9 protein-coding genes are annotated in these 11211 nt (G+C 64.5%); all 9 read right to left on the reverse strand.

What is annotated here, in order from left to right; all coding sequences use genetic code 11:
* Nucleotides 1–27: 27 nt before the first annotated feature.
* From KY494_RS13315 to KY494_RS13355, 9 genes are read right to left on the reverse strand one after another with little or no spacing between them, the layout of a single operon-like run.
* Nucleotides 28–846 (reverse strand): cell division protein FtsQ/DivIB, encoded by an 819-nt coding sequence (locus tag KY494_RS13315; protein WP_219135102.1) that lies wholly within the window; start codon nucleotides 844–846, stop codon nucleotides 28–30.
* 1 nt (nucleotide 847) lies between these two features.
* Nucleotides 848–1816: a D-alanine--D-alanine ligase gene (locus KY494_RS13320; RefSeq protein WP_258194844.1), complete on the reverse strand. Its 969-nt coding sequence runs from the start codon at nucleotides 1814–1816 to the stop codon at nucleotides 848–850.
* A 1-nt stretch (nucleotide 1817) separates the two neighbouring features.
* Nucleotides 1818–3221, reverse strand: a complete 1404-nt coding sequence (gene murC / locus KY494_RS13325; protein ID WP_219891246.1) for a UDP-N-acetylmuramate--L-alanine ligase — start codon at nucleotides 3219–3221, stop codon at nucleotides 1818–1820.
* Nucleotides 3222–3231: 10 nt separating this feature from the next.
* Nucleotides 3232–4326 (reverse strand): undecaprenyldiphospho-muramoylpentapeptide beta-N-acetylglucosaminyltransferase, encoded by a 1095-nt coding sequence (gene murG, locus KY494_RS13330; RefSeq protein WP_219891247.1) that lies wholly within the window; start codon nucleotides 4324–4326, stop codon nucleotides 3232–3234.
* Nucleotides 4323–5534, reverse strand: coding sequence for a putative lipid II flippase FtsW (gene ftsW, locus KY494_RS13335; protein WP_219891248.1), 1212 nt, complete (start codon nucleotides 5532–5534; stop codon nucleotides 4323–4325). Before ftsW ends, murG begins: the two co-directional genes overlap by 4 nt.
* The gene (murD, locus tag KY494_RS13340) at nucleotides 5534–7090 is read right to left on the reverse strand and encodes a UDP-N-acetylmuramoyl-L-alanine--D-glutamate ligase (RefSeq protein WP_219891249.1); all 1557 of its coding nucleotides are present in this window, start codon (nucleotides 7088–7090) and stop codon (nucleotides 5534–5536) included. Before murD ends, ftsW begins: the two co-directional genes overlap by 1 nt.
* The gene (mraY, locus tag KY494_RS13345) at nucleotides 7090–8265 is read right to left on the reverse strand and encodes a phospho-N-acetylmuramoyl-pentapeptide-transferase (protein ID WP_071079386.1); all 1176 of its coding nucleotides are present in this window, start codon (nucleotides 8263–8265) and stop codon (nucleotides 7090–7092) included. The genes murD and mraY overlap by 1 nt, the downstream gene beginning before the upstream one ends.
* 2 nt (nucleotides 8266–8267) lie before the next feature.
* A complete protein-coding gene (gene murF / locus KY494_RS13350; RefSeq protein ID WP_219891250.1) occupies nucleotides 8268–9698 on the reverse strand; it encodes a UDP-N-acetylmuramoyl-tripeptide--D-alanyl-D-alanine ligase in 1431 nt (476 codons plus the stop codon).
* On the reverse strand, nucleotides 9698–11206 hold the full coding sequence (locus KY494_RS13355) for a UDP-N-acetylmuramoyl-L-alanyl-D-glutamate--2,6-diaminopimelate ligase (protein WP_219891251.1): 1509 nt from the start codon (nucleotides 11204–11206) through the stop codon (nucleotides 9698–9700). Before KY494_RS13355 ends, murF begins: the two co-directional genes overlap by 1 nt.
* Between the last annotated feature and the right edge of the window lie 5 nt (nucleotides 11207–11211).

Consider the following 11211-nt stretch of genomic DNA (forward strand, 5'->3'; position numbering starts at 1 on the left):
TATGGGCTATAAATTAAAATTATTGGGTTAAGTCGGTTTTTTAATCGGACTGCCATTCTTCTTCCTGATCGCCGGCGCCGGCCTGCCATCCTTGCCTTCGGCCGGTATCACCAGGCCGGCGGAACTGAGCGCCAGGCCATTCTGGTAGCGCATATCGATTGTGTCGATATTCTCCAGCCGGCTCGCCAGCTGCGGGTAGATGCCCACCAGCCGGTCGACCCGCGCCTTCAGGGTCGTATGATTCTGCTCGCGCCCCAGCGCCACGCTCATGCCGTTATCCAGTTTCACCGTCCACGCATAGCGGCTCGACAGCGACAGCGATTCAGGCACCATCTTCAAAGGTGAAAACCACTTTGCCAGCTGCACGTAGGTGGCCAGCACTTCCTTCTCGCTGCCATCGGGGCCGGCGAAGGCAGGCAATTCATGGTCATCTTCGGCTTCGGCCACATTGGCCGTAAACACGTCGCCCTTGACCGACAGCAGACGTCCATCCTCGCCCCAGGTGCCCAGCGCTTCGTGTTCTTCCAGCGCCACGATCAGCTGGTTCGGCCACTCGCGCCGCACGCTGGCACGGCGCACCCAGGGCACCGATTCGAACACGCCGCGCACGCTTTCCAGGTTGGTCGTGAAGAAATTGCCCTTGATGCGGCCCAACGTGCCGCTGCGCAGGGTCAGGTAATTCACGTGACGCAGACCCTTGTCGTCCACACTTTCCACCTTGATGCTGCGCAGGTCGAACATGGGACGCTGCGACACCCACCAGACGCCGGCCGCCACGCATACGACCAGAACCGCGGCCAACAAGCCGTTGGCAGTCGTATTCAGGCTTTTAGCGTCATGCCACATATCAGCGCTGTCCCTTGTGCATTTTCAGGCTTGCGCCGGAAACGATTTCCAGGCACAGGTCTTCATAGCAGGTGCCTTCCGCGCGCGCCGCCATCGGCACGAGCGAGTGGCCCGTCATGCCGGGCGACGTATTCACCTCCAGCAAAAACAGCTTGCTGTCGGCCGCGCGCATCAGCACATCGACCCGTCCCCAGCCTTCGCAGCCGAGGGCGCGGTACGCTGCCAGGGCGATGCGTTCCATCTCGGCGATGATCGCCGGGTCCAGCTGCGGCGGGCAGAAATACTGCGTATCGTCCGTGAAGTACTTGTTCTGGTAATCGTAATTGCCTTGCGGGGCGACGATTTCAATCGGCGGCAGCGCGCGCGCCGCGGCGCCCTTGCCCAGGATCGCGACGGTAAACTCGCGGCCCTTGATGAATTCCTCGGCCAGCACAGAATCATCGAGACCGGCGGCGATGTCATAGGCCGCCTGGAAGGCCGACGCCTCGTTGACCGTCGTGATGCCAATGCTCGAGCCTTCATGCGGCGGCTTGACGATCAGCGGCAAGCCCAGTTGCGCGGCGACCTTCGACAAGTCGGAGCTGTCGTCCAGCACCGCGTACTTCGGCGTCGGCAGCTGGTGCATCAGCCAGATCATCTTGGTGTAAACCTTGTCCATGCCCACCGAGCAAGCCATCACGCCGCTGCCCGTGTAGGGAATGCCCAGTTGTTCCAGCGCGCCCTGCAGGCTGCCGTCTTCACCAAAGCGGCCGTGCAGCGCAATGAAGACGCGGTCAAATTTTTCTGCGGCCAGTTCGGCCAGGCTGCGTTCGCCCGTGTCGAAGCCATGCGCATCCACGCCGTGGCTTTTCAACGCGGCCAACACGCCCGCGCCGGACATCAGCGACACTTCGCGCTCGGCCGAGCGGCCGCCGAACAGGACGCCGACCTTGCCCAATTGTTTAACGTCGATAGCTGAAGCTTGGTTCACGTCAGGCCTTTACAGTGTGAGATTGATACGTTGTCAGTTGATTCGGGATGCCGCTGATCGAGCCGGCCCCCATGGTCAGCACGACGTCGCCGTCGCGCGCCACGCTCATGATGGTGTCGGCCATGTCCGTCATGGACTCGACGAAAATCGGTTCGATCTTGCCGCGCGCGCGCAGCGCATGCGCCAATGCGCGGCCGTCGGCGGCGACGATAGGCGCTTCGCCGGCCGCATACACTTCAGACAGCAGCAGCACGTCGGGCGCACCGAGCACCTTGACGAAATCTTCGAACAGGTCGCGCGTGCGGCTGTAGCGGTGCGGCTGGAAAGCCAGCACCAGGCGGCGGCCAGGATAGGCGGCGCGCGCGGCGGCCAGGGTGACTTCCGTTTCCACCGGATGGTGGCCGAAATCGTCGACCAGCGCAAAAGTGCCGCCGCTCGGCAGTGCCACGTCGCCATAGCGCGTGAAGCGCCGGCCCACGCCGGAGAACTCGGCCAGGCCCTGCTGCGTGGCGCTGTCGGCGATGCCGATTTCGCGCGCGATGGCGATCGCCGAACAGGCATTCTGCACATTGTGCATGCCGGGCTGGTTCAGCACCACGTCGAGATCGGGATAGCCTTCCTGCAGCACGGTGAAATGCATTTCCAGTCCCACGGCACGCGCATTGATGGCGCGCACTTCGGCGTCTTCCGCGAAGCCATAGGTGGTGACCGGCTTGGTCACGAAGGGGATGATGGCGCGCACATGCGGATCGTCGATGCACAACATGGCGCGGCCATAGAAAGGCAAACGGTGCGTGAACTGCACGAAGGCCTGCTTGAGCTTTTCGAAGTCGTGCTCGTAAGTGTCCATGTGATCGGCGTCGATATTCGTGATCACTTCGATCATCGGCGTCAGGTTCAGGAACGAGGCGTCCGATTCGTCCGCTTCGGCCACCAGGTAATCGCCCGAGCCCAGCTTGGCGTTCGCGCCCGCGCTGGTCAGGCGTCCGCCGATGACGAAAGTCGGGTCGAGGCCGCCCTGCGCCAGCACGGACGCGACCAGGCTGGTGGTCGTCGTCTTGCCGTGCGTGCCCGCGATGGCGATGCCGCGTTTCAAACGCATCAATTCACCGAGCATCACGGCGCGCGGCACCAGCGGGATCTTGCGCGCGCGCGCGGCCACCACTTCCGGATTGTCTTGCGGGACGGCGCCCGATGTCACCACCGCATCGGCGTCGCCGATATTCTCGGCCGCGTGGCCGAGCATGACAGTCGCGCCCAGGCTCGCCAGGCGCTGCGTCGCCGCATTGCTGCCCAGGTCGGAACCCGACACCTTGTAGCCGAGGTTGACCAGCACTTCGGCGATGCCGCTCATGCCGCTGCCGCCAATGCCGACAAAGTGGATATTGTTTACTTTATGCTTCACAGAGCTAACCTCATGCCAGTTTTTCCAATACGTGTGCGATCGCCTCATTGGCGTCGCGCTTGCCTGCTGCCAGTGCCGCCTGCGCCATGTGCTGGCAGCTGTCGCGCGTCAAGGACGCCAGCAGGGTGCTCAGCGACGCCGCACTCATTTCCGTCTGCGGCAGATGAATCGCCGCGCCCTGCTTCGCCATCCATTGCGCATTGTCGCGCTGGTGACTCGTGGTCGACGCCACCAGCGGCACGAGCACGCTGGCCACGCCGGCCGCCGTCAATTCCGACAGGGTGATGGCGCCTGCGCGGCAAATCACCAGGTCGGCCTCGGTATACGCCCTGGCCATGTCGTCGATGAAATCGACCACATTGGCTTGCACGCCCGCCTGCGCATACGCGGCATGCAGGGCGTCGATATTCTTCTTGCCCGACTGGTGCGTCACCAGCGGACGTACGCCCTCCGGCATCAGTGCCAGCGCGGCAGGCAGATTGTCGTTCAGCGCTTTCGCGCCCAGGCTGCCGCCCACCACCAGGATGCGCAGCGGCCCGCTGCGGCCCGCGAAACGCGAGGCCGGCGGCGCCATGGCGAGGATCTCGGCGCGCACGGGATTGCCCGTGACGACGGCCTTGCCGGCGGCGCTGCCGAAATCGGCGGGAAAACCGAAGCACACCTGCTGCGCCAGCGGCACCAGCGTCTTGTTCGACAACAGCAGCGCCGCATCGGCATTGACCAGCACCAGCGGCACGCCCTTCAGGCGCGCCATCAGGCCGCCCGGCACGGTGACGTAGCCGCCCATGCCCATCACCACGTCCGGCTTGCGGCTGGCGATGAAGCGGCGGATGGCAAAGAGGCTGGCCAGCATCCTGAAGCCGCCTTTGAGCGTATGCGCCAGGCCCTTGCCGCGCATGCCGGAAAATTCGATGGCGTCCATGGGAATGCCGCTTTTCGGCACCAGTTCCTGCTCCATGCCATGGGTCGTGCCCAGCCAGCTCACTTCCCAGCCGCGCGCGCGCATGGTCTGCGCAATCGCCAGGCCCGGGAAAATATGGCCGCCGGTGCCGGCCGCCATGATCATCAGTCTTTTCGTCGTTTTCAAGTTCGTCACGTTGTTCATAGCCGGCCTCCGCGCATCAGGATCCGGTTTTCGTAATCGATGCGCAGCAAGATCGCCAGGCCGATACAGTTAATCAGTACGCCCGTGCCGCCATAACTCATCAGGGGCAAAGTCAGGCCCTTGGTCGGCAGCAGGCCCAGGTTCACGCCCATGTTGATGAAGGTCTGCACGCCGATCCAGATGGCGATGCCTTTCGCCGTCAGTCCCGCGAAGGTCTGGTCGATGGCGATCGCCTGGCGGCCGATGTCGAACGCGCGCTTGATAATCCAGTAGAACATGCCGATCACGATCAGCACGCCCACCAGGCCAAGCTCCTCGCCGATCACGGCCAGCAAGAAGTCCGTATGCGCTTCGGGCAGGTAGTGCAGCTTTTCCACGCTGCCGCCCAGGCCCACGCCAAACAGTTCGCCGCGCCCGAAGGCGATCAGCGAGTGCGTCAGCTGGTAAGCCTTGTTCAGGGCATTATCTTCCTGCCACGGATCGAGATACGCGAAAAACCGCTCGCGGCGGAATTTCGACAAGGCGATGATGGTGACGAAGATCGCCGTCAGCATGGCGCCGATGCCGCCGAACCAGATGGCGTTGACGCCGCCCAGGAACAGGATACCCATGGCGATGCAGACGATCACGCCGAAAGCACCCAGATCGGGCTCCATCAGCAGCAGCAGGCCGACGAAGCTCACAGCCAGCGCCATCGGCATGAAGCCCTTGGTCAGCTTGTGCATGTATTCCTGCTTGCGCACCGTGTAATCGGCCGCGTACAGCACCATCACCACCTTCATTAGCTCGGACGGCTGCGGCCGCAGGCCCGGCAGGTTCAGCCAGCGGCGACCGCCGTTGACCGACACGCCCAGGCCCGGTATCAAGACCATCACCAGCAGCACCAGGGTGCCGATGAACAGCCACGGCGCGATCTTTTGCCAGGTGGCCACGGGAATGCGGAACACCAGCGCGCCGACGATGATCGATATACCGATGAACAATGCCTGGCGCACGACGAAATAATTGTTCGTGTAAGCGGCGAACTTGCGCGCGTCCGACAGCGAGATCGACGCCGAATACACCATTACCATGCCCAGCAACATGAGCAGCAGGACGACCCACACCAGCGGCTTGTCATAGTCCATCATCTTCGATTGCCGCGCACGGCTATCCAGCGGCTTGGCCGCCGAGCCGAAACCAAAGCTGAAGGGCAGTTGGAAGGCCATCAGATATCCTGTCCGTTTTCCAGCGCGATGTCGCGCACGGCGTCGACAAACACCTGCGCGCGGTGCGCATAGTTCTTGAACATGTCCAGGCTGGCGCAGGCGGGCGACAGCAGCACGGCATCGCCGGCCTGCGCCAGGCTGCTGGCGCGCTTGACGGCTTCCGGCAAGGTGGCGCAGTCGATGATATCCACGCCAGCCGGCTCCAGAGCAGCGCGCAGCGCAGGCGCATCGCGGCCGATCAGCACCACGGCCCGCACGTAGCGCGACACGGGTTCAGCCAGCGGCGAAAAATCCTGCCCCTTGCCGTCACCGCCGGCGATCAGCACCAAACGCTGTTCCGCGCCGCCAAACGCCTTGCCCAGGCCGAACAGGGCCGCCACGGTCGCGCCCACGTTGGTGCCCTTGCTGTCGTCGTAGTATTCGACTTCACCCACGGCCGTGATCAGTTCCACCCGGTGCGGTTCGCCCTGGTATTCGCGCAAGCCGTGCAGCAGCGGCGCGAACGGCAAGCCGATGGCGCGGCACAGGGCCAGCGCCGCCAGCGCATTCGAGGCATTGTGCTGGCCGCGGATCTTCAGCGCGTCGGCCGGCATCAGTTTCTTGGCCATCGTCGGCACCGGTTCCGGCGCCGGATCGTTCTTCCGGCGTTTTTTCTCGATGACTTCTTCGCTGGGCACGGCTTGCGCCAGCCAGAAGATGCCGCGTTCATTCACCAGGCCAAAGCTGTCGACTTCCGCCGGTTCGCCCGTGCCGAAGGTGATCGTCGCGGCCAGCGGATCGGCCATGTGCATAACTGACGCATCGTCGCGGTTCAGGATGCGCACGGTCTGGTCGCCGAAGATGCGTGCCTTGTCGCTCGCATAGGAGGCCATGTCGCCATGCCAGTCCAGGTGGTCCTGCGATAGATTCAGGACCGTGGCCGCATCGGCCTGCAGGCTGAACGTCGTGTGCAACTGGAAGCTGGACAACTCCAAAATCCACGCTTGCGGCAAGGTGCTGGCGACGGGTTCCGCCGCTTCAGCGTCCGCATCGAGCGGCAGCGGCGCGGGCTCGGCATCGAGCACTTCGCGCAGCACGTCCAGCGCGGCCGGGCTGATATTGCCGGCCACGCGCGTGGCCAGGCCGGCGCGCTCGCACAGCAGGCCCACCAGGCTGGTGACCGTCGTCTTGCCGTTGGTGCCCGTGATGGCGATGACTTTCGGCGCATAGCCGCGTTCCGCCTTGAGCGCGGCCAAGGCTTGGGCGAACAGTTCGATCTCGCCCCACACGGGGATATTTTTCTCGGCTGCGGCCGGGGCGATCTGCGCCAGTTCGCGCTGCGGCGCCAGGCCGGGGCTGACGGCGACGAAATCGACGCCATCGAGCAATTCGGCCGTGAAGGCGCCGGCGATGAACCGCGCCTGCGGCACGGCGGCCTGCAGTGCGGCCAGGCGCTCAGGGGTTTCCCTTGTATCGGCCACGCGCACGGTCGCACCGCTGCGGGCCAGCCACAGGGCCATGGCCAGGCCCGACTCCCCAAGGCCCAGTACCAGTGCGGTTTTAGCGTCGTACATCATCAGCGCAGCTTCAAGGTGGTCAGGCCGAGCAGCACCAGCATCATGGTGATGATCCAGAAACGCACGACAACCTGCGTCTCTTTCCAGCCTTTTTGTTCAAAATGGTGATGCAGTGGCGCCATCAGGAAAACGCGGCGGCCAGCGCCATAGCGCTTCTTGGTGTACTTGAACCAGACGACCTGGATGATCACGGACAGCGTTTCGACGACGAAGATGCCGCCCATGATGAACAGGACGATTTCCTGGCGCACGATGACGGCGACGGTGCCCAGCGCGCCGCCCAGTGCCAGCGCGCCCACGTCGCCCATGAACACTTTCGCGGGGTGCGTGTTATACCAGAGGAAGGCCAGGCCGGAACCGGCCAGCGCGCCGCAGAAGATCACCAGTTCGCCGGCGCCTGGAATGTGCGGAATGAACAGGTAGCGCGCATACGTGGCGTTACCCGTCAGGTAGGCGAACAGGCCCAGGGCCGTACCCACCATCACGGTCGGCATGATGGCCAGGCCGTCGAGGCCATCGGTGAAATTGACGGCGTTGCTGGTGCCGACGATGACGCAATAGGTCAGCGCGATGAAGCCCCACACGCCCAGCGGATAGCTGATGGTTTTAAAGAAGGGCACGATCAGATCGGCTTTCGGCGGCAGGTCCATGGCGAAGCCCGACTGCACCCAGGCGTAGATCAGATTCCACACGTGGCCCGCGTCCGGTTCCGACACGGAGACGGAGAACGCCAGGTAAAACGCGGCGACGATGCCGATCAGCGACTGCCAGAAGTATTTTTCACGCGAGCGCATGCCTTCCGGATCCTGGTGCACCACCTTGCGGTAGTCGTCGGCCCAGCCGACGGCGCCAAAGCCCAGGGTGACGATCAGGACCGGCCAGATGAAGCGGTTCGACAGGTCGGCCCACAGCAGGGTGGAAATGCCGATGGCGATCAGGATCAGCACACCGCCCATGGTGGGCGTGCCGTGTTTTTTCAGGTGCGTCTGCGGGCCGTCCGTGCGCACGGCCTGGCCGACCTTCATGCGCGTGAGCATGCGGATCACGGCGGGACCGGCGCACAGGCCGATCAGAATCGCCGTCAAGGTGGCGAAGACGGCGCGGAAAGTGATGAAGTTAAAGACCCGCAATGGGCCAATGTCGTCCTGGAAATAATGAGCGAGCCAGAGCAGCATGATTAGTGAGCTTCCTTGTTATTGTTGTTTGAACCAATCAAATGCTGCACGGCCCGTTCCATCTTCATGAAGCGGGAGCCCTTGATTAATACTGTTGCATCCGAACGGCCGGACAAATGCGCATCAAGCGCCGCCAGCAAACCGTCGAACTGTTCGAAATACTCCACGACCGTGCCTGATTCCTGGCTGGCGGCAGCCTGCGCCGCATTCACCAGATGGCGCGCCAGGCCGCCCGTCGCCAGCACGTGTTCGATGCCTTTGGCGGCGGCGTAGGCGCCGATCTCTTCGTGGAACTGCTGCCCCTGCGTGCCGACTTCGCCCATCTCGCCCAGCACCAGGATGCGCGGCTTTGCTGCCTGCGCCAGCACATCGATGGCCGCGCGCGCCGAATCCGGATTGGCGTTATACGTGTCGTCAATGATGGTGGCGCCGTTGGCGGCACGTTTTTTCTGCAGGCGGCCATTCACGGGCGCGAACGCCTCCAGGCCCTGCTTGATATGGTCGATGGCGATGCCGGCGCCGACGGCGCATGCCACGGCGGCCAGCGCATTGCGCACATTGTGCTCGCCCGCCGCCTGCAAGCCGACGAAGAACTGGCGCAAGCCGCCATCCTGCGCGCGCACGCTGACGAACATGTCGCTGCCAAAATCCTCGGCCGCGCGGTGCGTGCAGCTCACGTCCGCCTCTTTCGACAGGCCGAAGGTGATGACGGCGCGCGCGCCGGCCAGCTCGCGCCACACGGGCGTGAATTCATCGCCGTGCGGGAAGACGGCCACGCCGTCGTCGGCCAATGCCGCCAGCGCCGCGCCGTTTTCGCGCGCCACCGCTACTACCGTGTGCATGAATTCCTGGTGCTCGCGCTGCGCATTGTTGACCATCGCCAGGGTCGGCGCGGCGATTGCCGCCAGGCGCGCGATTTCGCCCGGATGGTTCATGCCCATCTCGATGACGGCCGCCTGGTGTTGCTCGCTCAGACGGAACAGGGTCAATGGCACGCCGATCTCGTTATTCAGGTTGCCGCGCGTGGCCAGGCGCGCTTCTTCGCCAAAGGCCGCCGCCAGGATCGATGAAATCATCTCCTTGACGGTGGTCTTGCCATTGCTGCCGGTGACGCCGATGACGGGTACATTGAAACGGCCGCGCCAGAAATTGGCGATGCGGCCCAGCGCGACCAGGGTATCGGGCACCACGATGGCTGCTACCCGTCCGCTGTCCCAGCCTGCGGGCAGGCGCTCGACCACCACGGCGGCGACGCCGCGCGCGGCCACCTGCTCGAGGAAATCGTGGGCGTCGAAGCTCTCGCCGCGCAAGGCGACGAACAGCGAACCGGCTTGGGCGCTGCGGCTGTCGGTGGACACGCCGTCAAACGCCGCGTCGCCCGTCAGCTGCGCGCCGTCCAGCGACGGCATCAGTTCTGTCAGGGTGCCGCGCATCAGTTCGTCCTCATCATGGTCAGGCGCGCGGACAGGGCCAGCTGCGCATGATCGGCGTCGGAGAACGGCAGTTTCTTGCCCTTGATTTCCTGGTACGGCTCATGGCCCTTGCCCGCCAACAGGATCACGTCCGGCTTGGCGGCGTGCTTGATGGCCGACAGGATGGCCGCGGCGCGATCTTCGATGGCCTGCGGCTGCGGGCCGTCGGCACGCATGCCGGCGACGATCTGCGCGATGATGGCGTGCGGGTCTTCGCTGCGCGGATTGTCGCTGGTAACCAGCACGTGATCGGCCAGCTGCGCGATGGCGCCCATCTGCGGACGCTTGCCCGGATCGCGGTCGCCGCCGCAGCCGAACACGCACCACAGCTGGCCGCCCCGTTCCTGCGCCACCTGGCGCAAGGCGGCCAGGGTCTTTTCCAGCGCATCCGGCGTATGCGCGTAATCGATGACGACCATCGGCGCTTCCTGGCCGCCCACCTGCTGCATGCGGCCCGGGGCCGGCTGCAAGGATTCGATGCCGTCGATGGCGGCGCGCAGGCCGGTGCCGTGTGCCAGCAAGGCGCCCAGCACGGCCAGCGCATTGCTGATATTGAAGTGCCCCACCAGCTGCGTCTTGACCAGCGCCACGCCGAGCGCGCATTCCAGGTGGAAGTCGGTGCCGGCATTGCGACTGCGGAACTGGCTGGCGCGCAGCATCAGCACGCCAGGCAGGTCGGGCTGGCTGGCTGCATCCTGCAGGGTATAGCCGATGACGGGATATTCGCCCGCCAGCTTGCCGTCCACGTGCGCCGCCAGGCGCAAGCCCATGGCGTCATCGAGGTTGATGACGGCCGTTTTCAGGCCGGGCCAGTCGAACAGCTTGACTTTGGCGGCCTCGTAGGTGGCCATGTCGCCATGGTAGTCGAGGTGGTCGCGCGTCAAATTGGTGAACATGGCGACATCAAAATGCATGCCGGCCGCGCGTTCCTGGTCCAGGCCGATCGACGACACTTCGATGGCAACGGCTTTGGCGCCGGCGTCGCGCATGGCGGCCAGTTTGCGCGCCAGCAGCACGGCGTCGGGCGTGGTGTAGCCGGTGACGTCGAATTCGATGGCGCCGCGCGGCTTGCACAGGCCCACGCCCAAGGTACCGATGACGGACGAGGTTACACCGAGGCGCGCCAGCGCTTGCGCCAGCCATAGCGCGCACGAGGTCTTGCCATTCGTGCCCGTCACGCCAGCGCTGAACATGGCACTGTCGGGCATGTCGTAGAACGCATGCGCCACGGGACCGGCCAGGCGTTTCAGGTCGCTGACCAGCAGATGCGGCACGCTCCATGCGGCGTTCCATTCCACGGCGTCATGCACGATGGCGGCTGCGCCCTGCGCGATGGCAGCGGCGATAAAATCGGTGGCGCCCGCATAGGCGAAAAACACGTCGCCGCTTTGCACGCGGCGCGAGTCGGACGTCAGCTGCCCGGACGGGGCAGCCGCTTTGATCCACAAACTGATGTCTTGTATGGTCATGAGTG

The organism is Janthinobacterium sp. PAMC25594, assembly GCF_019443505.1.
In the GTDB taxonomy this organism is placed as follows: domain Bacteria; phylum Pseudomonadota; class Gammaproteobacteria; order Burkholderiales; family Burkholderiaceae_D; genus Janthinobacterium.